Source organism: Kitasatospora sp. NPDC059160 (genome assembly GCF_042755465.1).
Classification (GTDB): domain Bacteria; phylum Actinomycetota; class Actinomycetes; order Streptomycetales; family Streptomycetaceae; genus Kitasatospora.
Genome location: NZ_JBHZCN010000128.1, coordinates 1 through 25844 on the forward strand (window position 1 = coordinate 1; position 25844 = coordinate 25844).

Sequence of the window (25844 nt, forward strand, 5' to 3'; positions counted from 1 at the left end):
GGAGCGGCCCGCCGGCGCGGGGGCGGCGCCCGGGCCCCCGGCGGCCCGCTGGACGGGCGGCTGGCCGGGCGGCGGCACCGCGGCGCCCTGGTGCTGCTCCTGGGGCGCCTGCCGGTCGTCCTGGGCCCCCTGGGCGGCCTCGGTGCCCTCGGCGCCCTCCGTGCCGTTGACGGTCCGCGCGGTCTCCGGTCTGGATGCCTCGGCGGCCGGACGCGGGGCGAGGGACGGCGACAGCGCCATCCCGCCGGTGGTCCGGAACAGCTCGTCGGCACCCGGGAGACTCACTCGGCGGGGCGGCACCGGTCGAGCACCTCCCTGGCGAGCTGGCGGTAGGCGGCGGCCCCGACCGAGTTGGTGGCGTAGGTCGTGATCGGCTCGCCGGCGACGGTGGTCTCCGGGAAGCGCACGGTCCGCCCGATGACGGTGTGGAAGACGTGCTCGCCGAACGCCTCGACGACCCGCGCCAGCACCTCGCGGCTGTGCACGGTGCGCGAGTCGTACATGGTCGCGAGGATGCCGTCCAGGCGCAGCTCGGGGTTGAGCCGCTCGCACACCTTCTCGATGGTCTCGGTCAGCAGCGCGACCCCGCGCAGTGCGAAGAACTCGCACTCCAGCGGGACGATCACGCTGTGAGCGGCCGTCAGCGCATTGACCGTCAGCAGGCCCAGCGAGGGCTGGCAGTCGATGATGACGAAGTCGTAGTCCGGCAGCAGCGGCTTGAGGGCGCGCGCCAGCGCGGACTCCCGGGCCACCTCGCTGACCAGCTGCACCTCGGCGGCGGAGAGGTCGATGTTGGAGGGCAGCAGGTCCATGCCCGGGACGGCGGTCTTGAGCAGCACCTCATCGGCCGTCAGGCCCCGCTCCATGAGCAGGTTGTAGACGGTGACGTCGAGCTCCATCGGGTTGACGCCGAGGCCGACCGAGAGCGCGCCCTGCGGGTCGAAGTCGACGAGCAGCACCCGGCGGCCGTACTCGGCCAGCGCCGCGCCCAGGTTGATGGTCGACGTGGTCTTGCCGACGCCGCCCTTCTGGTTGCACATGGCGATGATCTGGGCGGGTCCGTGCTCGGCGACCGGCGCGGGGATCGGGAAGTACGGCAGCGGGCGGCCGGTCGGGCCGACCCGCTCGCGGCGCTGGCGCGCGGCGTCGGGGGCCAGCGTGGCCGCGTACTCCGGGTCCGGCTCGTACTCGGCGTCCGGGTCGTCGTAGGCGCCGTAGGCGAACTCGCCGTAGGCCAGGCCGTAGGCCGCCAAGTCGGCGTCGTGATCGGTCACCGTGGTCACCTGCGCTGTGTTCTGGCGTGCTTCGAAGGTACGGAGTGCGACCGAGCCGACCTCGGCCGAGCCCACGGATGCCTGCCGGGCCCCGGGCTCCTCACTCGGCTGGCCGGCGGTGAGCTCCGCCAGTCCTGGCTGACCACCCCCGGGAGCAATTGTCGACTCATTCACAAGTCGTCTTACCTCCTTGGGGATCCAGGACTCTATGTCGATTCGTCAGCGTGGCAGCATGCCGACGGTTTGCGACTCTAGGCCGTTCAAGGCGTTCGCAGCAACACAATCCACGGTAGTGGGCACGATGTGTCGACTATCGGGCGGGCTGCTGTCAAGGGATGAGCAGGCCCATGACCCTAACGTTTCTGCGGGACGCCGAGGGTCGGGTGACACCACCGACGGAAATTGACGACAGAGCGACCCGCCCGGTCCACCCGCTGTTCACGGGCACGGCGAAGCCCCCGACCCGAGGGCATCGGGTCGGGGGCGAACGACCGCCGTGCGGTCAGGGAGTTCAGGCGAGCACGCTCTCCAGCGTGACCGACTCCAGGCCGAAGGCCTCGGCCACGGCCGGGAAGGTGATCTGGCCCTCGTGGACGTTCAGGCCCTTGGCGAGCGCGGCGTCACGACGCAGCGCCTCCTTCCAGCCCCGGTTGGCCAGCTCCAGCACGTACGGCAGGGTGGCGTTGGTCAGCGCGTAGGTGGAGGTGTTCGGGACGGCGCCCGGCATGTTGGCCACGCAGTAGAAGACCGAGTTGTGGACCTGGAAGGTCGGGTCGTCGTGCGTGGTGGGGTGCGAGTCCTCGAAGCAGCCGCCCTGGTCGATGGCGATGTCGACGAGCACGGAGCCCGGCTTCATCCGGGAGACCAGCTCGTTGGTGACCAGCTTCGGGGCCTTGGCGCCCGGGATCAGCACGGCGCCGATGACCAGGTCGGCGTCCAGGACGGCCTTCTCCAGCTCGAAGGAGTTGGACATGATGGCCTTGATCTTGGTGCCGAAGATCCGGTCGGCCTCACGCAGCTTGTTGATGTCGCGGTCCAGCAGGGTCACGTCGTAGCCCATGCCGATGGCGATGGTGGCCGCGTGCCAGCCGGAGACGCCACCGCCGATGACGACGGCCTTGGCCGGGTGGGTGCCGGGCACGCCGCCGGGCAGCACGCCGCGGCCGCCGGCCGGGCGCATCAGGTGGTACGAGCCGACCTGCGGGGCCAGCCGGCCCGCGACCTCGGACATCGGGGCGAGCAGCGGCAGCGCGCCGTTGCCCAGCTGGACGGTCTCGTACGCGATCGCGGTGGTGCCGGAGGCGACCAGCGCGTCGGTGCCGGCCCGGTCGGCCGCGAGGTGCAGGTACGTGAAGACGGTCTGGCCCTTGCGCAGCCGGTGGTACTCGGAGGCGATGGGCTCCTTGACCTTCAGCAGCAGGTCGGCCGTGGCCCACACCTCGTCGGCGGTGGGGAGGATGGTGGCGCCGGCGGCCACGTACTCCTCGTTGGGGATCGAGGAGCCGAGACCGGCGTTGTCCTCGATGTAGACCTCGTGGCCGTTGCGGACCAGCTCATGCACGCCGGCGGGCGTGATGGCCACGCGGTACTCGTGGTTCTTGACCTCGCGGGGGATGCCGACCTTCACGACTGAACACGTCCTCTTGCCATGGGGGTCCCGACCGGAGAAGACCGGTGGGCGACGCGCACGTGGGGAAGCCTCCGGGCATGCCGGGGCAGGGGATCGCTGCGCGACTGGGTTCGAGTGTAATGAAGCCCAGGCGGCCTGTCAGCCTTCCAAATCTAACAATTTCGCCGAAGGCATTGGCAGGTTCGTAGGCTTCCACTGGAACTTACCTGTCATAGGTGTCGTAACAGGGCACTTTCGACGATACCTCCGAAACCACCCTCACCACCCGCCGTCGACACGTTCCCGCAGGTCGGCGAGGGCGCTGCCGACCGCCTCCCGGCCGCGCTCGTCGCCGATCCGGCGCAGCACGGCCAGCGCGGCCCGGTACTCCCGGTCGGCCTCCTCGAAGCGGCGCTGGGCGGTGTGCGCCTCGGCGACCCGGGCCAGCAGCCGGGCCTCGGCCGCGTGGTCGCCCAGCGACCGCCGCAGCCCGAGCGCCCGCCCGTACCAGTCGGCGGCGCGCACCGCGTCGCCGAGCGCCCGATGGCAGCCCGCCGCGCCCTCCAGTGCCCGGGCGCAGAGCGGTTCGTCGCCGACCTCCCGGGCGTGCTCCAGGGCGGCCCGGTAGTGCCCGGCGGCCTGCTCCCAGCGGCCCGCCGAGGCCTGGAGGTCGCCCAGGTTGAGCAGCGCCGCCGAGGCCCGGCGGGGGCGCCCGTTGCGCTCGGCGACGGTGAGCACCAGCTCGTGCAGCCGGTAGAGGTCGGCGGGGGCGGCCGTGCCGGTCAGCGGCAGGGCCCGCAGCAGCGCGGTGACCAGCCGGCCGGCCGAGCCGTCCAGGTCGCCCTGGCCGATCGCGTCGGCCACCGCGCCGAGCAGCAGCTCCCGCTCCGCCGTCAGCCAGTCCCGGGCGTGCCCGGCCGAGTCCAGCCGCAGCGCGGGGGGCAGCGGGTCGGGGGCCGGGCCGTCGGCCGGGTCCAGCAGGGCGCGGGCCGACTCGGTCAGCCGGACCAGCCGCTCCAGCAGCCGGGCCCGGGCGAGCTCGGTCTCGGCGGGCCGGTCCTCCTGCTCCCGCAGCCGGACCAGCCGCTGGTAGAGCCGCCCGGGCACCCGGTAGCGCGGGGTGCCGTCGGCGGCCGGAGCCTCCTCGCCGAGCAGTTCCCGCTCGGCCAGCGCGGCCAGCGTCGCGGCCGCCTCCGGCGCCGGGCAGCCGACCAGGGCGGAGGCGGTGCGCGGGTCGGCGGTCTGCGCCGGGGCGAGCGTGAGGGTGCGCAGCATCCGTGCCTGGGCGGCCGGCAGTCCCCGGTAGAGCAGGGTGAAGGCGCCCAGCAGCGGGTCGTTGTCGGGGACGGGCACCGGCTCGGCGGGCGCGGGCTCGGGCTTGACCCAGGTCGACGGGTCGCCGGCCGGCTCGGGCGCGGCGGCGGCCTCCGCCGCCCCGTCCTGCGCCTGGGCGCCCTCCTCCTTCTTCTCCGGTGCCGCGTCGGTCCTCGGCGTCCGGCCGGCCTTCGCGGTCCTCGCGCCCTTCCCGGCCTTCCCCGCCCGGCCGCGGCCGGCGCCCTTGGCGCCCGAGGCCTCGGACTCCTCCCCCACCGCCCGGGTGAGCTCGCGCGCCGCGTCGGTGACCGCGATCTTCGGGTTGCCGCGCAGCCACCGCGAGATCAGCCGCAGCGCGGCCGGCCCGGCGGCGCAGGCCTCGGCGAGGTCGGCCGCGCCGACCGGGTCGCAGGAGACCCGGGTGCCGCCCACCAGGTCGGCCAGCAGTTCCCCGGAGGCCTGCCGGTCCAGCCCGCCGAGGATCACCGGGTCGATGTCCTCGATGCCGGTGAGCGGCCCGGCCGTGGTGGCGAGCACCAGGCAGCCGGGCTCGTCGGCGAGCAGCGGCCACAGCTGCCCGGCGTCCCGGACGTCGTCCAGCACCAGCAGCACCCGGCGTCCCGCCAGGGCCTCCCGCAGGGCCACGCCGCCCGGTTCGTCCCGTCCGTCCTCGACGGCGCCGGGCAGTGGTACGGCGGCCTGCGGGTCGAGCTGCTCCAGCAGCAGCCGGGCGGCCCGGCCCGGCGGCACCCGCCCGCCGTCCGGGGCGGACAGCCGGGCGAACAGCACGCCGTCCGGGTAGTCGGCGGCGGCGGTCCGGGCGAAGCGGGCGGCGAGCGCCGTGCGGCCCGAGCCGGGGCGCCCGGCCAGCACCAGGACGGGGCAGCGGCCGCTCACCCGGCGGGTCGCGGCCGCCCGCAGCGCGGCCAGTTCGGTGCGCCGCCCGGCGAACAGGGCGGGCCCGGCGGGCAGCCGGTCGAGCCCCGGGACGGCGCCGGCGGGCGCGTCGGGGCCGGGGTCCATCGTCGCCGTCTTCCTCGCCACCCGTGCCACTCCCGACGTCATCCCGCGCCCGGCGTCCGGCCGGAAGGCCCGCTGCGCTCGGCGGAGGCGGCCCGGGACGGGCGCCCTGTCTGCGAAGCGTAGTTCGACCGTCCGACTGATCGGAGGTGACATCCGGTCGTACGAACCGGTGAATCACCCCAAGGCATCAACCCCGCTGGTTCGCCCACGCCCCGACGGGCGGTCAGACCTCGAAGGGGCGGGCCGGCCACGGTGCGTCCGGGCGGCGCAGCCCGTCCAGGCCGTCCGGGGAGGTCAGCGCGGCGTGCACGGCGAGGACGCCGGTGACCAGGGTCGGGTTGTGCAGCCGCCCGGCCTGGATCAGCCGGATCAGCTCGGGCACCGGCACCCGGGCGACCTCGATCTCCTGCTCCTCGCCCTCGGCCTCGTACCGCCGGCCCTCGGCCTCGGCGAGGTCGGTGGCCAGGAACATCCGCAGCGCCTCGTCGGTGCCGCCCGGGGAGGTGTAGTAGTCGGCGAGGACCCGCCAGGTGTCGGCCCGGCAGTGGGCCTCCTCGTACAGCTCGCGCCGGGCGGCGTGCCACGGGTTCTCGCCGGGTACGTCGAGCAGGCCGGCCGGCAGCTCCCAGAGCCGCTGGCGGACGGGGTGGCGGTACTGGCGCAGCACCAGCACCCGCTGCTCGTCGTCCAGGGCGAGCACGGAGACCGAGCCGGGGTGGGTCTGGTAGTCGCGCCGGGACCAGCTGCCGTCGGGCATCCGGACCTCCTCGCTGCGCACGCCGGTGACCCGGCCCTGGAACGGCGTCGAGCTCGCCCGGACCTCCCACTCCTCGGCCGTGTCGGCGATCACCAGGTCGCTCTGCTCGTCCATCGCTCTCCCCTTTTCGTCAGTACGACACAATCTAACGCCGAACGGCGGCCCCGCGGGAATCGCGGGGCCGCCGTCCGGTGCGCGACCGGGGCCGGGAGCAGGAGGACTACTCCGCGGCCGGGGCCGTCTTGATCTCGATGGCGGCCTTGACCAGGCCCGCGAACAGCGGGTGCGGGCGGGTCGGGCGGGACTTCAGCTCCGGGTGGGCCTGGGTGGCCACCAGGTACGGGTGCACCTCGCGCGGGTACTCGACGTACTCGACGAGGTCGCCCTTGGGCGAGAGGCCGGAGAACTGCAGGCCGGTCTTCTCCAGGTCCGCGCGGTAGGCGTTGTTGACCTCGTAGCGGTGGCGGTGGCGCTCCTCGACGTACGGCTCGCCGCCGTAGACCTCGCGGACGATCGAGCCCTCGGCGAGCTTGGCCGGGTAGAGGCCCAGGCGCATGGTGCCGCCCAGGTCGCCCTTGCCGTCGACGATCGCCAGCTGCTCGGCCATGGTGGAGACGACCGGGTGCTTGGCGGCGGCGTCGAACTCGGTGGAGTTGGCCTCGGGCAGGCCGGCCAGGTTGCGGGCGGCCTCGATGACCACGCACTGCAGGCCCAGGCACAGGCCCAGCAGCGGGACCTTGTTCTCGCGGGCGAAGGTGATGGCGCCGACCTTGCCGTTGACGCCGCGGTCGCCGAAGCCGCCGGGGATGCAGATCGCGTCGACGTCACCGAGCTGCTCGCGGGCGCCCTCGGGGGTCTCGCAGTCGTCCGAGGTGACCCACTTGATCTCGACCCGGGCGTTGTTGGCGAAGCCGCCGGCGCGCAGCGCCTCGGTCACCGACAGGTAGGCGTCCGGCAGGTCGATGTACTTGCCGACCAGGGCGACCTTGACGATGTGCTGCGGCTCGTGGACGCGGCGCAGCAGGTCGTCCCAGGTGGTCCAGTCCACGTCGCGGAACGGCAGGTCCAGGCGGCGCACCACGTAGGCGTCCAGGCCCTCGCCGTGCAGCACCTTCGGGATGTCGTAGATCGACTTGGCGTCGATGGCCGCGACCACGGCCTCCTCGTCCACGTCGCACATCAGCGAGATCTTGCGCTTGATCGCCTGCGGGACCTCGCGGTCGGCGCGCAGCACGATCGCGTCCGGCTGGATGCCGATGTTGCGCAGCGCGGCGACGGAGTGCTGGGTGGGCTTGGTCTTGAGCTCGCCCGAGGGGCCGATGTACGGCAGCAGGGAGACGTGCACGAAGAACACGTTGTCCCGGCCGACCTCGTGGCGGACCTGGCGGACGGCCTCCAGGAACGGCAGCGACTCGATGTCGCCGACGGTGCCGCCGACCTCGGTGATCACGACGTCGACGTCCTCGGTCGCCATCCGGCGGATCCGGGACTTGATCTCGTTGGTGATGTGCGGGATGACCTGGACGGTGTCGCCCAGGTACTCGCCTCGGCGCTCCTTGGCGATGACCGTCGAGTACACCTGGCCGGTGGTGACGTTCGCCGAGCCGTGCAGGTTGGTGTCGAGGAACCGCTCGTAGTGGCCGATGTCCAGGTCGGTCTCGGCGCCGTCGTCGGTGACGAAGACCTCACCGTGCTGGAACGGGTTCATGGTGCCCGGGTCCACGTTGAGGTACGGGTCGAGCTTCTGCATCGTCACGCGCAGGCCGCGGGCCTTGAGCAGCGCGCCGAGGCTGGAGGCGGTCAGCCCCTTTCCGAGCGAAGAGGCAACACCCCCGGTGACGAAGAGGTGCTTGGTCGTCACGGCGCGGCCGTTCGCTGCCTTGCCGGAATGGGGCTGTGCCAAGAGGGGGCTCCCGTGGGTCGCGTGTCGAAAGTGACGTGGGCGGGAGGCTCGGGGCTCGCCGGGCGACGGGAGGCCGGCAGGCTGCGCGGCGCTCGAAGGGTCGTCGGTTCGGCTGGTCCGGGGCGTTTTGATCCCGCCGGTCCACGGGATACCAGGGTAACAGTGACCTGACCGGGACGCCTTTCGGCCCGCGCTCGGCCCGCGCCCGGCACTCCGGGAGCGTGCGCCGGGCGCACCACCGGCGCACCATCCGCCGCACGCGTCACACCGGTCGCACCACCCACCGGACCGGGCCAGCCGGGGTACTCCGACCGGGCCATGCCAGCCCCTCCGTTACGGCCACCCGGAGCTGATCCTTCCGGACCATCCTGCGCCGCGCCCCCGCGATGCACGGCATTTCCGCCGAATTGCGGCGCCACACGAGGCTGCGCCCGCGTGCTTCGCCCCTTTCGTCCGTCGTAAGCTGCACGGACGCATCGCGACAGCACGAGCACGCGGAGGGCGTGGGAGCGTCAGGACACTCCCGGTCCCCGATGCGCGACCGGACCTCCCCGTTATCCAGCTCCTCCCCACCCACCCCCTGGGGCTCGACCGAGCCCCGCGCGGACACTCCAGCAAGGCCCGCCACCACCCCCCGGCGGGCCGGACGTCCCGGGGTGAACCCCCGGCCCCGCAGACCCGCTCGCTCCCTGGTTCGCCGATGCCCTGACCACATTGCGAACTGGAGATCCACGTGGCCGGCCGTATCGAGGACTACGCACTCATCGGGGACATGCAGACCGCTGCCCTGGTCAGCAGGGACGGGGCGGTGGACTGGCTCTGCCTCCCCCGCTTCGACTCGCCGGCGGTGTTCGCCGGCCTGCTCGGCACCGATGAACACGGCTTCTGGCGGATCGGACCGGCCGAGGCGGTGGCGACCGAGCTCCCCGCCCCGGCCGCCGCCCCCGCCGAGGCCGCCCTGCCGCGCCTCGGCGACACCGCCGGCCCGCGCGTCCCGCCGCCCACCGCCGCCGCCCCCGCCGTGCCCGCCGACCGCCGCCGCTACCGGGGCGACTCGCTGATCCTGGAGCAGGAGTGGGACGCCCAGGGCGGCACCGTCCGGGTGATCGACTTCATGCCGCCCCGCCCGCTGGCCGGCAAGGACTCCGTGCCGCAGATGATCCGGATCGTCGAGGGCGTGGCCGGCACCGTGCGGATGCGCTCGGCGCTGCGGATGCGCTTCTCCTACGGCCGGATCGTCCCCTGGGTGCACCGGGTCGAGCAGGCCGACGGCGGCCACCGCACCGTCGCCGTGGCCGGGCCCGACTCGGTCTGGCTGGACGGCGAGGCCGAGACCTACGGGCGCGACCTCACCACCTACGCCGACTTCACCGTCCGGGCCGGCGAGCGGATCGCCTTCGCCCTCACCTGGCAGGCCTCCCACCTGGAGCCGCCGGCCGTCCCGGACGCCGAGGCGATGCTCGACGCCACCGCCGAGTTCTGGCACGACTGGGCCGGCCAGTGCACCTACCAGGGCCCCTACCGCGAGGCCGTGGTCCGCTCGCTGATCACCCTCAAGGGCCTCACCTACGCCCCCACCGGCGGCATCGTCGCCGCCCCCACCACCTCGCTGCCCGAGGACATCGGCGGCGAGCGCAACTGGGACTACCGCTACACCTGGCTGCGCGACGCCGCGATCACCCTCTCCTCGCTGCTGCGCACCGGCTACCGCGAGGAGGCCCGCGCCTGGCGCGAGTGGCTGCTGCGCGCGGTCGCCGGCGACCCGGAGAACCTGCAGATCATGTACGGCATCGCCGGCGAGCGCGAGCTCACCGAGTCCTCGCTGGACTGGCTGCCCGGCTACGAGGGCTCGCTGCCCGTGCGGATCGGCAACGGCGCCGCCGGACAGCTCCAACTCGACGTCTACGGCGAGGTGGTGGAGGCCCTGCACCTGGCCCACATGACCGGCCTGGTCCGCAACGACCACGCCCACAACCTCCAGCTGCGCCTGATCGAGTACCTGGAGGACCACTGGCAGAACCCGGACGAGGGCATCTGGGAGGTCCGCGGCCCGCGCCGGCACTTCGTCCACTCCAAGGTGATGGCCTGGGTCGCCGTCGACCGCACCATCAAGCTGCTGGAGCAGACCCCCGAGGACGCCCCCTCCGACGGCCACCTGGAGCGCTGGCGCGTGCTGCGCGAGACCATCCACCGGGACGTCTGCGAGAAGGGCTACGACCCCGAGCGCAACACCTTCACCCAGTACTACGGCGGCAAGGAGCTGGACGCCTCGCTGCTGCTCATCCCCCAGGTCGGCTTCCTGCCGCCGGACGACAAGCGGGTGATCGGCACCATCGAGGCGATCCAGCGCGAACTGTCCACCGAGGACGGCTTCGTGCTGCGCTACCCCACCCACGACGAGTCGGGCAACAACGTGGACGGCCTGTCCGGCCACGAGGGCGCCTTCCTGGCCTGCTCGTTCTGGCTCGCCGACGACCTCGCCATGATCGGCCGGGTGCAGGAGGCCCGCGAACTGTTCGACCGGCTGCTGTCGCTGCGCAACGACCTCGGGCTGCTCGCCGAGGAGTGGGACCCTCGGCTCAAGCGCCAGGTCGGCAACTTCCCGCAGGCGTTCAGCCACGTCCCGCTGATCGACACCGCCCTGCGGCTGACCGCCTGCGGCGCCGCCTACCTGTCGGCCCAGCCGGACGGCGCCGAGGCCGACCGGGCCGCGGAGCGGGTGGAGCGGGCGGGCGTCTGAGGCCCACCGCCGGGGGTGCTCAGCCCCGCTGCACCAACTCGTCGTAGGTGCTGAGCACCTGGGCGACGGTGGCGGCCTCGTCCGGCCAGGTCTCGGCCTGCTGCCGGCCGGCCGCCACCAGCTGTTCCCGGCGGGCCGGGTCGGCGAGCAGCCCGCGCACCACCCGGCCGAGCGCCGCCGGGTCCCCCGGCGGCACCAGCAGGGCGGCGTCGCCGACCAGTTCGGGGATGCCGCCGACGGCGGTGGCGACCACCGGCACGCCGGCCCGCATCGCCTCCTGGACCACCAGCGAGCGGGCCTCCCAGCGGCTGGAGACCACCACCACGTCGGCGGCGGCCAGCAGGTCGGGGACGTCGGTGCGGTAGCCGAGCAGGCGCACCGGCAGCTTCTCGGCGGCCACCCGCTCGCGCAGCGGGCCCGCCTCCGGACCGTCCCCGGCGAGCAGCAGCAGCGGCTCCGGGTCCAGCGCGGACAGCTCCTGGGCGGCGTCCAGCAGCGTCCCGAAGGCCTTCTGCGGGACGAGCCGGCCGACCGCCAGCACCAGCGGGCGGTCCGGGCCGTCGCCGAGCAGCGCGGCGCGCGCCTCGGCCCGGCCGAGCCGCCCCTCGGGCATCGGCGGGGCGGCCACCGGGCCCAGCCGGGCGTCGGTGGCGCCCAGTTCACGGGCCCTGGCGACCAGGTCGGAGGAGGCGCCCAGGACCAGGTCGGCGGCGCGCGCCACCCGGCGCTCCATCAACCGCTGCAGCCGCCGCTCCATGCCGGTGGCCAGCAGCGCGTGGTGCGAGGTGACCACCAGCGGGGTCTCCGGGCGCAGGCCCGGGAAGCGGCCGGCGGTGCGCAGCGCGAGGTCGGACAGCAGGCCGGCCCGCAGCCCGTGGGCGTGCACCACGTCGGCGCCGGTGAAGGCCCGGCGCAGCTCGCCGATCGCGGTGGCGTCGCTGCGGGCCCCCGCGGTGGGGGTGATGTCGACGGTGTGGAACCGCGCGCCGGTGCGGGAGAAGCCGAACAGCGCGTCCGTGCCGGCCGGTGCGCAGACCGTGACGGTCACCCCGTGCGCGACCAGGCCCTGGGCCAGGGAACGCACGTGCGCACCGATGCCGCCGGTGCTGGCGGCCAGGACGAGTACCACGTGCAGCTGCCCCGGTTCCGGGGCGGCCGCGGTGGCCCGGGCGGCGGAATGGTCCACGTCGTCTCGCATCCGACTCGATCAGGTTCGCGCGCCGCTTCGCGAGGATTGCCCGCCCGGCGGCGCTCGGGACTGGAAAGCCAGTGTCCAGCCGCCACCATGCCAGGTCGGCTGCCCTCTTGGACAGTCGGCGCCACGGGGGGCGCGTCGCCGTCCCGGCGGGGAGGACCGCCGGTTCCGGCCGACCCCGTCCGGCCGGAACCGGCGGGCCGATCCGCCGAGATCCACTGGCCAGGGCCGGACCGGGCCTAGCTGTGGCGAGGGGCCCGGGCGGCGGCCAGCAGCTCCTCGGCGTGGGCCCGGCCCAGCTCCGAGTCCTCCAGGCCGGCCAGCATCCGGGAGAGTTCCCGCACCCGCTCCTCGTCGTTCAACACCTTGACCCCGGAACGGGTCACGGTGCCGTCGTGGGTCTTCTCCACCACCAGGTGCCGGTCCGCGAACGCGGCCACCTGCGGGAGGTGGGTGACCACCACGACCTGGGCGGATTCCGCCAGTTTGGCCAGCCGGCGGCCGATCTCGACCGCGGCCTTGCCGCCGACGCCCGCGTCCACCTCGTCGAACAGGTAGGTGGGGACCGGATCGGCGCCCGCGAAGACCACCTCGACGGCGAGCATCACCCGGGAGAGCTCACCGCCCGAGGCGCCCTTGGCGATCGGGCGCGGCTGGGCACCCGGGTGCGGGGCGAGCAGCACCTCGACCTCGTCCACGCCGTACGGCCCGTACGCGACGGTGCGGCCGTCCAGTTCGATGCCGGCCAGGTCGTCGACCCGGGTGATCGAGAAGGTCACCCGGGCGTGCGGCATGGCGAGTTCGGCGAGCTCCGCGGAGACGGCCTCGGCGAAGCGTCCGGCGGCGGCCTGCCGGGCGGCCGAGACCTCGGCCGCCAGCTCGGCCAACTCGGCCCGCAGCTCGGTCTCCTGGGCGCCGAGCTGGTCGATCCGCTCGTCGTCGCCGTCGAGTTCGGCGAGCCGGGCGGACCCGGCCTCGGCCCAGGCGATCACCTCGGCGAGGTCGTTGTCCTCGCCGCCGTACTTGCGCAGCAGCTGGGCCAGCACGGACCGGCGGTCCTCGACCGCGGCGAGGCGCACCGGGTCGGCGTCCAGGTCGTCGGCGTAGCCCGCGAGGTCCCCGGCGACGTCGGCCAGCAGGTAGCCGACCTCGTTCAGCCGGTCGGCCAGGGCGGCCAGCCGCTCGTCGTGGTGGCGCACGGCGTCCAGGGCGCGCCGGGACTGGGCGAGCAGGGTGCCCGCGTCCAGCGCCTCCGGGTCGGCCGGGTCGCCGGCCAGGGCGGCGTGGGCGAGGGTCGCGGCGGAGGAGAGCGCGTCGGCGTGGCCGAGCCGCTCGGCCTCGGCGGCCAGCTCGACGTCCTCCCCGGCCACCGGCTCGGCGGCGGCGATCTCGTCCAGGCCGAAGCGCAGCAGGTCGGCCTCCTGGGCGCGCTCGCGGGCCCGGGTGGTCAGCTCCTCCAGGGTGGCCGCGACCTCGCGCAGGGCGCGGTAGGTCTCCCGGTAGCGGGCCAGCGGCTCGGCGACCGTCCCGCCCGCGTAGCGGTCCAGCGCGCCGCGCTGGCGGGCCGGGCGCAGCAGCCGCTGCTGGTCGGTCTGGCCGTGCACGGCGATCAGGTCCTCGCCGAGTTCGGTGAGCAGCCCGACCGGGACGGCCCGCCCGCCGACGTACGCCCGGGAGCGGCCCTCGGCGGACACGGTCCGGCTGATCAGCAGCGCTCCGTCGTCCAGTTCGGCCCCGGCCTCGACGGCGCGGGCCGCCGCCGGGGAGTCCGCGGGCAGTTCCAGCCGGCCCTCCACCACGGCGCGGCCGGCCCCGTGGCGCACCAGGCCGGGGTCGGCGCGGCCGCCGAGCAGGAGGCCGAGGCTGGTCACCACCATGGTCTTGCCGGCGCCGGTCTCACCGGTCACGGCGGTGAAGCCGGGAGCCAGCTCGACCACCGCATCGTCGATGACCCCAAGATCCCGTATCCGCATCTCGTCCAACACGGAGACGACCTTACGAGGTTCCGCCCCCGGAGCGCGACGAGCGGCAACGGCGCGCGGCAACTCCGTGCCGCCGGGTTCACTCCTTCCGGGGCGTTTGAGCGGCGGTGGGCACCGTGCACCATGGCAGGAAGAGCTGCACCAGCGGGCCGATGAGCAGCGCGTACACCACCGTGCCGACCCCGGCGGTACCGCCGAGCAGCAGTCCGACGGCCAGCACGGTGACCTCGATGCCGGTGCGGATCAGCCGCAGCGAGCGCCCGGTGCGCCGGTGCAGTCCGGTCATCAGGCCGTCCCGCGGGCCCGGGCCGAGCCGGGCGCCGATGTAGAGGCCGGAGGCGACGCCGTTGAGCAGCACCGCGGCGGCCGTCAGCGCGGCCCGGGCGGGCAGCCCCTGCGGGCCGTCGACCACCCGCAGGGTGAGGTCCATCGCCGCGCCGATCACCAGCACGTTGGCGACGGTGCCCACCCCCGGGCGCTGGCGCAGCGGGATCCACAGCAGCAGCACCAGGGCGCCGCAGACGGTCACCCAGGCTCCCACGGTGAGCCCGAACACCCGTTGCAGGCCCTGGTGGAAGACGTCCCAGGGGTCGAGGCCGAGGCCGGAGCGGAGCATCAGCGCCATGCTCGCCCCGTACAGCGCGAGGCCGACGGCGAGCTGGGGGAGCCGGCGGCCCAGCGCGTGGGTGTCGCCGAGGACCCGGACGGCGAGGCCGGGGCGGGGCCCGACGGCAGGCGGCGGCGTGGGTGCGGTCGTGGGTGCGGTCGTGGTGGCCACTGGTGCTCCTGCGGGTGGTGCTGCACCGCCGGGTCGCGCCCGACGGTGGCGGACTCGACGGCCGCACTGCCATGATGAGAGAGCCAATACGGCCCCCGACAGGGCCAATTCCGAGCAAGTGGACTGATCAGCGATGGCCGACTGGCACACCACCGTCACCCCGCCCGCGCTGGCCCGGCTGCTCGCCACCGCGCGACTGCCCGAACCGGCCACCGCCCGCCGCCCCGCCTACCGCACCCTGGCCGGGCAGATCCGGCTGCTGGTCACCGAGGGCCGGCTCCCGGTCGGCGCCCGACTGCCCGCCGAACGCGAACTCGCCTCCGCCCTGGAACTCAGCCGCACCACCGTCGCCACCGCCTACGAGGCCCTGCGCGGCGACGGCTACCTGCTCAGCCGGCGCGGCGCCGGCAGCTGGACCGCCCTGCCCGAGGGCGCCCCGCCGCCCAGCGACGCCCTGCACCCCGTCCCGCCGGACGAACAGGGCCGGATCCTCGACCTCGGCGTCGCCGCCCTGCCCGCCCCCCAGCCCTGGCTGGGCCGGGCCGCCGCCCGGGCCGTCGAACTGCTGCCGCAGTACGCCGCCGGGCACGGCCACTACCCCACCGGCGTCCCGGTGCTGCGCGAGGCCGTCGCCCGCCGCTACACCGAGCGCGGCCTGCCCACCACCCCCGACCAGATCCTCGTCACCACCGGCGCGATGGGCGGACTGCACCTGGTCCAGCGGGTCCTGGTCGGCCGCGGCGACCGGGTCGCCGTCGAGGCCCCCAGCTACGCCCACACCCTCCAGGCGCTGCGCCTCACCGGCGCCCGCCTGGTGCCGGTCCCGTACGACGCCTCCGCGGCCCCCAGGCGCTGGGACCTGGAGGAGTGGCAGCGGGTGCTGCGCGGGGCCGCCCCCAAGGTCTCCTACGTCATCCCGGACTTCCACAACCCGACCGGAGCACTGATCGACGAGGACCAGCGGCGCCGGCTGCTGGCCGCCGCCCGGGCCGTCGGGAGCATCGTGCTGGTGGACGAGACCACCGCCGAACTGGGCTGGGGCGTACCGGAGTCCACGCCGCTGCCGCGCCCGGTGGCGGCACTGGACCGGGCCGCCCAGGTGGTCACCGTCGGATCGGCCGGCAAGCTGCTCTGGGGCGGCCTGCGGATCGGCTGGGTCCGGGCCGCGCCCGCGCTGGTCCGGCGGCTGGCCACCGAGCGGGTCTACAGCGACGTCGGCACCCCGGTGCTCGACCAGCTGATCGCCGCCGAACTGCTGGGCGAACCGCTCCCGGCCGTCCGCGCCCACCAGCTGGACCGGCTGCGGGCCACCGCGCACGCCTTCGCCGCCGCGCTGTCCGAGCAGCTGCCGGAGTGGGGCTTCCCGCTGCCGCCCGGCGGCCTCGCGCTCTGGGTCACCACCGACGGCCTGTCCGGCGCGGCGCTGGCCCAGGCCGGGGAACGGGCCGGGGTCCGGATCGCGGCCGGCAACCGGTTCGGCTCGGACGGCGCCTTCGAACACCACATCCGGATCCCGCTCACCGTGCCCGCCGCCGCCGTCCCCGCCGCCGTGCGGCGGCTGGCCGCGGTGGCCGCCCGCGCCACCGCGGGCGGCCGGCTCGGCGCGGCCGACGAGGGCCAGGCACTGGCGGTCTGAGCCGCCCGGACGATCCGGCGGACCGTCAGCAGGGGGTGTTCGAGCGACCGCGCCAACCCGTCACCGGGAGCGCGAACTTGGCGACCAACCGGTCGGTGAACGGCGCCCGGTGCAGCCTGGCCAGCCGCACCGGCGTCTTCCCCCGGCGCACCTCCACCCGCGCCCCGGCGGGCAGTTCGACCGAGCGGCGCCCGTCGCACCAGAGCACCCCGTGCGGGGTCTTGGGCTGCACCTCGACCGCCAGCACCGAGTCCGGAGAGGTCACCAGCGGCCGGGCGAACAGCGCGTGCGCGGAGATCGGCACCATCAACAGCGCCTCCACCTCCGGCCACACCACCGGCCCGCCGCCCGAGAAGGCGTACGCCGTCGAACCGGTCGGCGTCGCACAGACCACCCCGTCGCAGCCGAAGTTGGAGACCGGACGGCCGTCCACCTCGGTCACCACCTCCAGCATCCGCTCCCGGGACGCCTTCTCGATCGACGCCTCGTTCAGCGCCCAGTCCTCGTGCACCACGTCGCCGTTGGTGCGGACGATGACGTCGATCGTCATCCGCTCCTCGACCTCGTAGTCGGCGTCCACCACCCGCTCGACCACCACGGCCAGGTCGTCCCGCTCCGCCTCGGCCAGGAAACCGACCCGGCCGAGGTTGATGCCCAGCATCGGCAGCCCGTGCGAGCGCGCCAGCTCCGCGCCGCGCAACAGCGTGCCGTCCCCGCCGGCGACCAGGATCAGCTCGCAGCCGTCCGCCGCGCCCGGCCCCTCGGCCACCTTCTCGACCCCGTCCGGCAGGTCGAGGTCCACCGCCTCCGTCTCCAGCAGCCTGATCCGCAGCCCCGATTTCAGCAGCCCGTGCACCAGGGCCTCGACGCTGCGCAGCGCCGCCTCCCGGCCGGTGTGCGCGATCAGGAAGACCGTGCGTTCTCCATCGCTCATGCCGCTGCCCTCTCCCTACGCCTGCCGGGTCGCCCTCGGCCCGGTGCGGCCGCGCCATCCAGCATGACGGGCCGGACGCTCGCAGAGCACCCTATCGGGGCCCCTCCGCCACGGCCCGGTCCGCGTCCGCGGGGTCCAGCTGCGGGGCGTCCCGGCGCATCCAGAGGAAGTACTCGACGTTCCCGGACGGCCCCGGCAGGGGGCTCGCGGTGACCGCGCGCACGCCCAGCCCCAGCTCCCACGCCTGCCCGGCGACCTGCCGGACCATCTCGGCGCGCAGCTGCGGGCTGCGCACCACCCCGCCGCTGCCGAGCCTCTCCTTGCCGATCTCGAACTGCGGCTTGACCATCAGCACCAGGTCCGCGTCCGCGGCCGCGCAGGCGGCCAGCGCGGGCAGCACCAGGCCCAGCGAGATGAAGGAGAGGTCACCGACGACCAGGTCGACGGGGGTGCCGCCGATCGTCTCCAGGGTCAGCTCGCGGACGTTGGTGCGGTCCATCACCGTCACCCGCTCGTCGCTCTGCAGCGACCAGGCCAGCTGCCCGTAGCCGACGTCCACCGCCAGCACGTGGGCCGCCCCGGACCGCAGCAGCACGTCGGTGAACCCCCCGGTGGAGGCGCCCGCGTCCAGCGCCCGGCGGCCCTCGACCACCAGGCCCTGCGGCACGAAGGCCGCGAACGCCCCGGCCAGCTTGTGCCCGCCGCGCGAGACGTAGTCGGGGTCGTTGTCGTCCTTGGCCACCACGACCGCCGCCGAGGTCTCCACCTGGGTGGCCGGCTTGGTCGCGGTGGTACCACCCACGGTCACCCGGCCGGCCGCGATCAGCTCGGACGCGTGCTCACGCGACCGGGCCAGCTTGCGGCGGACCAGCTCCGCGTCGAGTCGGCGTCGTGCCACTGCCACTGGTGTTTCAGCTCCTACGGGTCCTGCGGATCATTCCTGGTCGAGCGCGGCCAACGCGTCGGCGAGCCGCTGGTGAACATCTTCGTACACCGCGACGTGCGCCTCGGCCGGGACCCCGTCCAAAGCCTCCAACCGGGCCAGCCCGGCATCCACTCCGGGGTGCCCGGTGGGCAGCAGTTCGACGCCGAGCGGCCCCTCCGCCACGGCGGACCGGGCGGGCTCGGTGGGCTCAGTGGACTTGGTGGGCTCAGTGGACTCGGTGGGCTCAGTGGGCCGGGTGGGCTCGACGAGCTGGGCGGGCTCGGCCGGTGCGCCCGGCTCACTCGTCCCGGTCATCGGGCTTCTTCGTGCTGCTGGCCTTGCGGACGGTGGTCTTCCTGGTCGCCGTGCGCTCGGCCGCCGCCCCGGCCCGGCCGTCCGCCTCGGTCCGCTTCGCGGTGGCCGTCTTCTTCGCCGTGGCCTTCTTGGCGACGGCCGTCTTCTTCGCCGTACCGGCCTTCTTCGCCGTGGTCGCCTTCTTCGCCGCGCCGACCTTCGCGGCGGCAGTGGTCTTCTCGGCAGTGGTCTTCGCGGCGGCGGCCTTCTTCTCCCCCGCGGCCTTCTCCGGCGGCGCCACCGGCGGATCGACCTCGACCGGCTCGTCCACCTCGACCCGCTCGGCCACTATCGGCTCCGCCGCCACACGCTCGTCCTCGAACTCCCAGCCGCGTCCGAACAGGTCGTCCGCCCGGGGCGCCGGCACCGGCTCCTCCGCCGGGTACCCGGTCGAGGCCGGGCCCGGCCCGGCCTTGGCCGCGACGGGCTCCTCCTCGACCTCGCGCAGCTTGCTCTCCAGGTACGCCAGCACCACGCCGACCTTGGTCACCTGGTCCCCGACCTTCTCGAAGGCCTTCTCCACCTCGTTGCGCGCCACCCCGACCGCCAGGTCCACCCCGGCCCGCCCGGCGGTGACGGCCTCCTCCGCCAGGGTCTGCAGCGTCTTCGCCGACGGCGGGAACTGGCCGCCCAGCCTGCGCTCGACCTCGGCCACGTCGACGCCGGTCTTCTCCAGGACCGCGGCCGCCGTGTCGACGACCCGCTTGCCGACCTCCTCCACCACCACGGCGGCGGCCGCCACCGCTCCCCGCACCGTCCTCGGCAGCATCCGGGTGCCTCCTCCGCGCCTGCGCGCGCACAGCGCGCCGCGCTCCGTCGCCCTCGGCACCCGGGCGATTCCGGGCACCCCACCGACGACGCTACCGCCAAAACCCTCCTGAGGTACCGTGGCCCGGCAGTCCGCACCGTAGTGACCTGGGGATGGAGCGAGCGCCGTGGCGAACGCCGAGGAGTGCCGGGAGGCGCTGGAGCAGCTCAGCCGGAACATGGCGAAGGCCACCGGCGACGTCCGGAAGGCCGCCGCCCTCGACCGCTCCCTGAGCTGCCGGATCACCGACCTCGACCTGACCTTCACCGGGCAGCTGCGCGACGGCCGGATCCAGGACGTGTCCGCCGTGCCCGGCCAGCCCGCCGAGAAGGCCGCGATCCGGCTCACCATGGCCGGCGACGACCTGCTCGCCCTGGTCGGCGGAGAGCTCAACTTCGCCTCCGCGTGGGCGAGCGGCCGGATCAAGCTGGAGGCCGGCCTCCGGGACCTGCTGCGGCTGCGCACCCTGCTCTGAGGGCCGGGCCGGGCGTCTGACACGGACGTCCGTACCGAGGAACGGTTCGTACGTCCGTGTCAGACGCCTGCTGCGAAGGCCCTGCCCTGGATACCCGGCCCCGCCCTGGACGTCTGAATCGGACGTACGACTCAGACGACCGTCCGGGACGGCCGTCTCGAACGACCGTCCCGGACAAACGTTCCGGACAAACGTTCCGGACGACCGTCCCGAGCGACCTCAGAACCCGAGCTCGGCCAGCGCCTTCCGCCCGTCCACCGGCCCGCCGTCCGCGTCCAGCGCCGTCCACGCCGCCGCGCAGAGCGCCCGCAGGCCGTCCCAGCGGTCCCCGGCACCGGTCAGCCGCAGCACACCGCCCTCCGCCACCGCCGTCCAGCCGCCGCAGCCGAAGCCGCCGCCCGCCGCCGTCACCGCCGGCTGCGCGACCAGCAGGCCGCGCAGGTCGGCCGCCAGGTACGTCGGCCGGTGCTCGACCGGGGCCGCCAGCAGCTGCACCGGGGTCGTCACCCCGGTGAACACCAGCAGGCTGTCCACCCCGCCGTTGAAGGCGCCCTCGATGTCGGTGTCCAGCCGGTCCCCGACCACCAGCGGCCGCCGCGCACCCGTCCGCAGCACGGTCTCCCGGTGCATCGGCGGCAGCGGCTTGCCCGCGACCTCCGGGTCCACCCCCGCCGCCGCCCGCACCGCCGCCACCAGCGTCCCGTTGCCGGGCGCGATGCCGCGGGCCGTCGGCACCGTCATGTCGGTGTTGGAGGCGACCCACGGCAGCCCGCCGCGCACCGCGTACGCGGCCTCCGCCAGCTGCGCCCAGCCGACCGACGGGTCGAAGCCCTGCACCACCGCGAGCGGCTCCTCGGCCAGCGAGCGGACCGCGACCAGCCCGCGCTCGGCCAGCGCCTCCTCAAGGCCCAGCCCGCCCACGACCAGCACCTTCGCCCCGGCCGGCACCTTCTCGGCGACCACCCGGGCAGCCGCCTGGGCCGAGTTAATCACGTCTGCGGGCTCGGCCGGCACACCCAGCTCGGTCAGGTGCTCGGCGACCACCCGCGGCGGGCGGGAGGCGTTGTTGGTCACGTACGCGAGCCGCATCCCGGCCGTCCGGGCCGTCGCCAGCGAGTCCACCGCGTGCTCGATCGCGTGCGGGCCGGCGTAGACCACGCCGTCCAGGTCCAGCAGTGCCGTGTCGTACGCCTCGGTCAGCGGGCGGTCGCTGCCGCCGGGGGTGGTCCGTCGCGCGGGGGTGGCCGTCTCGGTCATGCCTGCCCTACCTCATTCACTGCGGTTCGTCCGCGTTCACCGCGGTTCGTCTGCTCGTCACTGCCCGCCCGGTCAGGCGTCCTCGTCGACGCCGCCGGGCCCTCCCCCGACCTGCCCGGGCACCCCCGGCCCACGGTAGCCGGGCGCCCCCGGCAGCAGTGGGCCGTAGGCCCCGGCGCGGGCCGCCAGGGTCGCCCTGGTCTGCCGCAGCGCCGCCTGGTAGTGGTCGGTCCCCGGCCGCATGGCCACCGCCAGCGCCAGGTGCTCGGCGGAGGTCTCGAAGTCGCCCAGCCGGGCCGCCGCGACCCCCCACCCGAACTGAGCGTAGTCGTCCGAGGGATCGGCCTGCGCCACCGCCCGGAAGTTCTCCAGCGCCGCCGCGTACGAACCGGCGTCGAACTGCGCCCGGGCCAGCGCCTCCCGGATGCTGCGCGAGTGCGGCTCGGCCTCCGCCGCCCGGGCCAGCAACTGCTCGGCCGCCGCCGGGTGCCCCTGGGCCAGCAGCTTCGCGCCCCGGCGGAACCAGTCGTAGACGTCCCCGACCGGCTCCCCGGTCCGCCCCTGGGCGGGCACGCCGCCCGTCGGCACGCGCTCCCCCGACGCACCGCCGTCCAACCGTTCCTGCCCGTCCTCCATGCCGTACCTCGCCCTCGGTCGTACACCCGTCCGACCGTTCGGCACGGGGATTCCGATCTCTCAACAACGCGTACCCGGTTACGATGCCCAGAATGAGCACACCCAGTGCAGAAGACGGAGTCGAGACTCCCGTGGGCGGCCCCGGCGATCCCGGGCACGTCGCCACCGCAGGCCTGTCCCTGTCCCCCTTCCGTGGCCTGCGCTACGTCCCCGACCGGGTCGGCGCGCTGGCCTCGGTGATGTCCCCGCCGTACGACGTCGTCGACCCGGGGCGCCGGCTCGACCTGGAGACCGCCGACCCGCACAACGTGGTCCGGCTGATCCTGCCCCGCCCGGAGCCCGAGGACGCCGGCGACCGCCCCGACCGCGACACCAAGTACCGGCACGCCGCCCGGCTGCTGGCCGCCTGGCAGCGCGAGGGCGTCCTCGCCGCCGACCCGGAGCCGGCCATCTACGTCTACGAGCAGCGGGTCCCCGGCAACGGTGACACGCCCGAGCTGCTCCAGCGCGGCCTGATCGGCGCCCTCGCGGTGAGCGGCCCCGAGGCCGGCGTCGTCCTCCCCCACGAGGACGTGATGCCCCGGCCGGTCGCCGACCGGGTCGGCCTGATGCGCACCACCCGGGCCAACCTCGAACCGCTGCTGCTCACCTACCGCGGCAACGGCGGCGCCTCCGGCGTCATCGAGCGGACCGTCGAGGGCGAGCCGCTGCTCTCCACCGCCACCACCGACGGCACCCACCACCGCCTGTGGGCGGTCACGGACCCCGCCGACCTCGGCGAGATCAGCCGCGACCTGGCCACCTGCCGGGCCCTGATCGCCGACGGCCACCACCGCTGGGAGATGTACCTGCGGCTCCAGCGCGAACACCGCCACCTGCCCCGCAGCCCGTGGGACCGCGGCATGGTGCTGCTGGTGGACACCGCCCGCTACCCGCTGCGGGTCCGGGCCATCCACCGGGTGCTGTACCGGCTGCCGGTGGCCGAGGCCCTGGAGAAGCTCGGCGACCAGTGGAAGGTCAAGGAGGTCCCCGGTCCGCTGACCGCCGCCCTCCAGGCCCTCGCCGAGCAGAAGCGGCACGGCGGCAACGGCTTCGTCCTCACCGGCGGCGACGGCGTGTTCTGGCTGCTCGGCGAGCCGGAGGAGGCCCTGCTGGGGGCCACCGTGCCGCACGACCGGCCCGAGGAGTGGCGCCGCCTGGACGCCACCGTGCTGCACGCCACCCTGCTCGACCACACCTGGCACGTCCCCGACGGCCCCGACGACATCGGCTACCTGCACACCGCCGCGGCCGCCGAGCGCGAGGCCGCCCGCACCGGAGGCACCGCCGTACTGCTGCACCCGGTCCGGGAGAGCGTGGTGCGCAGGCTGGCCGAACAGGGCGTCACCATGCCGCGCAAGTCCACCTCGTTCGGGCCGAAGCCGGCCACCGGGCTGGTGCTGCGCAGCCTTCCGCTGGGCTAGGCCGCCGGGGCCGGTCCACCGGCCGGCCCGCCGGGCAGCAGGAACCCCCGGACGCCGTGAGGCCCTGCCGATCTCCCCCGAAGGGGCATCGGCAGGGCCTCACGGCGTGTTTCAGGGCGCTCAGGCCTGGGCGTCGCCCTTGGCCTCGGCCTTGTCGGCCTCGTCGGCCTTGGCGTCCGCGGCGCGCTCGGGGACCATGCCGTCGAAGTCCTCGTCGATCTCGAGGTCGTCCTCGTCGTAGAACTCCTCGACGTCCTCTTCGTCCTCGAAGATCACACGGTCGTCGGAGACGTCGCCGCCGCGCTTCTTCGCCGGGGCCTCGGCGCGGTCGACGTCCTCGTCGGCCAGCTCCGGGTCGAGCGCGTCGGTGAACTCCACGCCGTCGATCTCGGCCAGGCGCTCCGAGGCGTTGGTCGAACCCTCGGTGTCGGCCTCGGCGGCCTTGGCGAACCAGTCACGGGCCTCGTCGCCACGGCCGGCCGCGATCAGCGCCTCGGCGTAGGCGTACCGCAGGCGCGCGGTCCACGGGTGCACGGCGCTGGAGGCCAGCTCCGGGCTCTGCAGGGTGACGACGGCCGCCTCGAACTGCTGCATGTCGCTGCGGGCACCGGCCGCGACCAGGCGCATCTCCACCTGGCCGGCCTTGTCCAGCTGCTTCACCTCGGGCTCGCCGGCCATCGCCAGCGCCCGCTCCGGACGGCCCAGACCGCGCTCGCAGTCGGCCATCACGGGCCACAGGTCGGCACGACCGGTCATCCGACGGGCGGCGCGGAACTCGGTCAGCGCCTCGGAGTAACGCTGCGTCATGTACGAGGCGAAACCGGCCGCCTCACGGACGGCGGGCACGCGGGACGCCAGCCGCAGCGCGACGCGGGAGTACTGGTAGGCCTCCTCCGCGTCGCCGTCGAGCAGCCGGGCCACCATCACCAGGTTGCGCGCGACGTCGTCCGCGAGGGTCTTGGGCAGGCTCTTGAGCTCCTGGCGCACGTCCGCGTCCAGCTCGAAGCCGGTGACGTCCTCCGGGATCGGCAGGCGCTTGACCGGCTCGAAGTTGCCACGACGGTCGTCGTAGTCCCCACGGCCGCGGTCGCCGCCACGGTCGCCACGGTCGCCGTAGGACGGACGGTCGTCACGACGGAAGCCGCCGCCACCCTGGCGGTCGTCCCGACGGAAGCCGCCACGGTCGCCACCGCGGTCACGGTTGAAGCCACCACCCTGCGGACGGTCGCCACGGTCACGGTTGAAACCGCCGCGGTCGCCGCCACGGTCGCCACGGTCGCCGTAGGACGGACGGTCGTCACGACGCGGACGGTCGTCACGGTCGTCGCGACGGAAACCGCTCGGGCGGTCGTCCCGGCGGAAGCCGCCACCCTGGGGGCGGTCGTCGCGACGGAAGCCGCCGCGGTCGCCGCCACGGTCGTCGCGGTTGAAGCCGCCACCCTGGGGACGGTCACCGCGGTCACGGTTGAAACCGCCACCCTGCGGACGGTCGCCACGGTCACGGTTGAAACCGCCCGGGCGGTCGTCACGGCGGAAGCCGCCGCGGTCGCCGCCACGGTCGTCGCGGTTGAAGCCGCCACCCTGGGGACGGTCACCGCGGTCGCGGTTGAAACCGCCACCCTGCGGACGGTCGCCACGGTCACGGTTGAAACCGCCGCGGTCGTCGCGGTCGCGGTTGAAGCCACCGCCCTGGGGACGGTCGTCGCGACGGAAGCCGCCGCGGTCGTCACGGTTGAAACCGCCACCCTGCGGACGGTCACCGCGGTCGCGGTTGAAACCGCCACCCTGCGGACGGTCGCCACGGTCACGGTTGAAACCGCCCGGGCGGTCGTCACGGCGGAAGCCACCGCGGTCGTCACGGTTGAAGCCACCGCCCTGGGGACGGTCGTCACGGCGGAAGCCGCCACGGTCGCCGCCGCGGTCGTCACGGTCGCGGAACGACGGACGGTCGTCACGACGCGGACGGTCGTCACGGTCATCGCGACGGAAACCGCCCGGACGGTCGTCCCGGCGGAAACCGCCGCCCTGCGGACGGTCGTCGCGACGGAAGCCACCGCGGTCGCCGCCGCGGTCGTCACGGTTGAAACCGCCACCCTGCGGACGGTCGCCACGGTCACGGTTGAAACCGCCACCCTGCGGACGGTCGCCACGGTCACGGTTGAAACCGCCACCCTGCGGACGGTCACCGCGGTCGCGGTTGAAACCGCCACCCTGCGGACGGTCGCCACGGTCACGGTTGAAGCCACCACCCTGCGGACGGTCGCCACGGTCGCGGTTGAAGCCACCACCCTGCGGACGGTCGTCGCGACGGAAGCCGCCACGGTCGCCGCCGCGGTCGTCACGGTCGCGGAACGACGGACGGTCGTCACGACGCGGACGGTCGTCACGGTCGTCACGACGGAAGCTGCCACGGTCGTTGGACCAGCCCCCACGCGACCGGGGCTCGTAGCCTCGGCCGTCGTCCGATCGACGCTCGGGACGGCCCTCGGGCTGGTTCGACATCCTCGTGACTCCTTCTGCTGCTTCATCTCCACCGCGGACTGGGCAACGTCAGTGCCGTCACGCGGTATCGGCGCCGGCCTCCTGGCCGCACACCATCTCCATTGTCCGGCATGTCGGAAGCGTCCGCTCCTGGGCGGAAGTTCCGGCCTGCCGGTCTCGTGCAAGTTCGCAAAACACAAAAAGGCCGCGGCCCCAGCGAATCGCTGGGGCCGCGGCCTTGAATAATTGTTCGGCGGCGTCCTACTCTCCCACAGGGTCCCCCCTGCAGTACCATCGGCG

Annotated in this window: 19 protein-coding genes and 2 pseudogenes; 4 read left to right on the top strand and 17 right to left on the bottom strand. The window is 74.5% G+C overall.

The window, feature by feature from the left end; all coding sequences use genetic code 11:
* From ACFXOZ_RS36660 to ACFXOZ_RS36685, 6 genes and pseudogenes are all read right to left on the bottom strand, one after another.
* Positions 1–285, bottom strand: a pseudogene (locus ACFXOZ_RS36660) (hypothetical protein); the annotation flags it as partial.
* Entirely contained in the window at positions 282–1349 is a 1068-nt protein-coding gene (locus ACFXOZ_RS36665) for a ParA family protein (RefSeq protein ID WP_208869108.1), read from the bottom strand. The gene ACFXOZ_RS36665 and the pseudogene ACFXOZ_RS36660, both read right to left, overlap by 4 nt.
* Positions 1350–1785: 436 nt before the next feature.
* A complete protein-coding gene (gene ald / locus ACFXOZ_RS36670) occupies positions 1786–2901 on the bottom strand; it encodes an alanine dehydrogenase (RefSeq protein WP_380408371.1) in 1116 nt (371 codons plus the stop codon).
* Positions 2902–3162: 261 nt separating this feature from the next.
* Entirely contained in the window at positions 3163–5241 is a 2079-nt protein-coding gene (locus tag ACFXOZ_RS36675; RefSeq protein WP_380594251.1) for a tetratricopeptide repeat protein, read from the bottom strand.
* Positions 5242–5443: 202 nt separating this feature from the next.
* Positions 5444–6091 (bottom strand): NUDIX domain-containing protein, encoded by a 648-nt coding sequence (locus ACFXOZ_RS36680; protein WP_380594253.1) that lies wholly within the window; start codon positions 6089–6091, stop codon positions 5444–5446.
* Positions 6092–6197: 106 nt separating this feature from the next.
* The gene (locus ACFXOZ_RS36685; protein ID WP_375887081.1) at positions 6198–7880 is read right to left on the bottom strand and encodes a CTP synthase; all 1683 of its coding nucleotides are present in this window, start codon (positions 7878–7880) and stop codon (positions 6198–6200) included.
* Positions 7881–8613: 733 nt separating this feature from the next.
* Here ACFXOZ_RS36685 and ACFXOZ_RS36690 point away from each other — a divergent pair.
* On the top strand, positions 8614–10620 hold the full coding sequence (locus ACFXOZ_RS36690) for a glycoside hydrolase family 15 protein (protein WP_375887078.1): 2007 nt from the start codon (positions 8614–8616) through the stop codon (positions 10618–10620).
* Positions 10621–10639: 19 nt separating this feature from the next.
* On the opposite strand, the gene ACFXOZ_RS36695 is transcribed toward ACFXOZ_RS36690, so the two are convergent.
* The 3 genes from ACFXOZ_RS36695 to ACFXOZ_RS36705 all read right to left on the bottom strand — a co-directional run bounded on the left by ACFXOZ_RS36695 (position 10640) and on the right by ACFXOZ_RS36705 (position 14422).
* Positions 10640–11806: a glycosyltransferase family 4 protein gene (locus ACFXOZ_RS36695; protein ID WP_380527708.1), complete on the bottom strand. Its 1167-nt coding sequence runs from the start codon at positions 11804–11806 to the stop codon at positions 10640–10642.
* A 248-nt stretch (positions 11807–12054) separates the two neighbouring features.
* Complete coding sequence (recN, locus tag ACFXOZ_RS36700; RefSeq protein ID WP_375887347.1) at positions 12055–13788, bottom strand: DNA repair protein RecN; 1734 nt, start codon at positions 13786–13788, stop codon at positions 12055–12057.
* A gap of 88 nt (positions 13789–13876) precedes the next feature.
* Positions 13877–14422: a YitT family protein gene (locus ACFXOZ_RS36705; protein WP_380408396.1), complete on the bottom strand. Its 546-nt coding sequence runs from the start codon at positions 14420–14422 to the stop codon at positions 13877–13879.
* A gap of 286 nt (positions 14423–14708) precedes the next feature.
* Between ACFXOZ_RS36705 and ACFXOZ_RS36710 the strand changes: the two genes are divergently transcribed.
* Positions 14709–16211 carry a PLP-dependent aminotransferase family protein gene (locus ACFXOZ_RS36710; RefSeq protein ID WP_380527710.1) on the top strand — a complete coding sequence of 501 codons (1503 nt, stop codon included), beginning with the start codon at positions 14709–14711 and terminating at the stop codon, positions 16209–16211.
* Positions 16212–16236: 25 nt separating this feature from the next.
* Here ACFXOZ_RS36710 and ACFXOZ_RS36715 read toward each other — a convergent pair whose 3' ends face one another.
* The 4 genes from ACFXOZ_RS36715 to ACFXOZ_RS36730 all read right to left on the bottom strand — a co-directional run bounded on the left by ACFXOZ_RS36715 (position 16237) and on the right by ACFXOZ_RS36730 (position 19193).
* Positions 16237–17145 (bottom strand): NAD kinase, encoded by a 909-nt coding sequence (locus tag ACFXOZ_RS36715; RefSeq protein WP_375887069.1) that lies wholly within the window; start codon positions 17143–17145, stop codon positions 16237–16239.
* Between the two features lie 91 nt (positions 17146–17236).
* On the bottom strand, positions 17237–18043 hold the full coding sequence (locus tag ACFXOZ_RS36720; RefSeq protein WP_375887343.1) for a TlyA family RNA methyltransferase: 807 nt from the start codon (positions 18041–18043) through the stop codon (positions 17237–17239).
* A 36-nt stretch (positions 18044–18079) separates the two neighbouring features.
* The gene (locus ACFXOZ_RS36725; RefSeq protein WP_380594255.1) at positions 18080–18385 is read right to left on the bottom strand and encodes a hypothetical protein; all 306 of its coding nucleotides are present in this window, start codon (positions 18383–18385) and stop codon (positions 18080–18082) included.
* Positions 18369–19193, bottom strand: a complete 825-nt coding sequence (locus tag ACFXOZ_RS36730; RefSeq protein WP_380594257.1) for a hypothetical protein — start codon at positions 19191–19193, stop codon at positions 18369–18371. Before ACFXOZ_RS36730 ends, ACFXOZ_RS36725 begins: the two co-directional genes overlap by 17 nt.
* A gap of 166 nt (positions 19194–19359) precedes the next feature.
* On the opposite strand from ACFXOZ_RS36730, the gene ACFXOZ_RS36735 reads away from it, so the two are divergent.
* Positions 19360–19707 (top strand): SCP2 sterol-binding domain-containing protein, encoded by a 348-nt coding sequence (locus ACFXOZ_RS36735; protein ID WP_380527715.1) that lies wholly within the window; start codon positions 19360–19362, stop codon positions 19705–19707.
* 219 nt (positions 19708–19926) lie between these two features.
* On the opposite strand, the gene ACFXOZ_RS36740 is transcribed toward ACFXOZ_RS36735, so the two are convergent.
* Positions 19927–20964: an HAD-IIA family hydrolase gene (locus ACFXOZ_RS36740; protein WP_375887059.1), complete on the bottom strand. Its 1038-nt coding sequence runs from the start codon at positions 20962–20964 to the stop codon at positions 19927–19929.
* A 72-nt stretch (positions 20965–21036) separates the two neighbouring features.
* Positions 21037–21600, bottom strand: a complete 564-nt coding sequence (locus ACFXOZ_RS36745; protein WP_375887056.1) for a tetratricopeptide repeat protein — start codon at positions 21598–21600, stop codon at positions 21037–21039.
* A gap of 92 nt (positions 21601–21692) precedes the next feature.
* Here ACFXOZ_RS36745 and ACFXOZ_RS36750 point away from each other — a divergent pair, with 92 nt between their 5' ends.
* Complete coding sequence (locus ACFXOZ_RS36750) at positions 21693–23063, top strand: DUF1015 family protein (protein ID WP_380527719.1); 1371 nt, start codon at positions 21693–21695, stop codon at positions 23061–23063.
* Between the two features lie 120 nt (positions 23064–23183).
* Here the strand turns inward: ACFXOZ_RS36750 and ACFXOZ_RS36755 are convergent, their stop codons facing one another.
* A complete protein-coding gene (locus ACFXOZ_RS36755) occupies positions 23184–24095 on the bottom strand; it encodes a hypothetical protein (RefSeq protein WP_380594260.1) in 912 nt (303 codons plus the stop codon).
* A 69-nt stretch (positions 24096–24164) separates the two neighbouring features.
* Positions 24165–25022: pseudogene (locus tag ACFXOZ_RS36760) on the bottom strand (tetratricopeptide repeat protein); the annotation flags it as partial.
* Positions 25023–25844 lie beyond the last annotated feature (822 nt).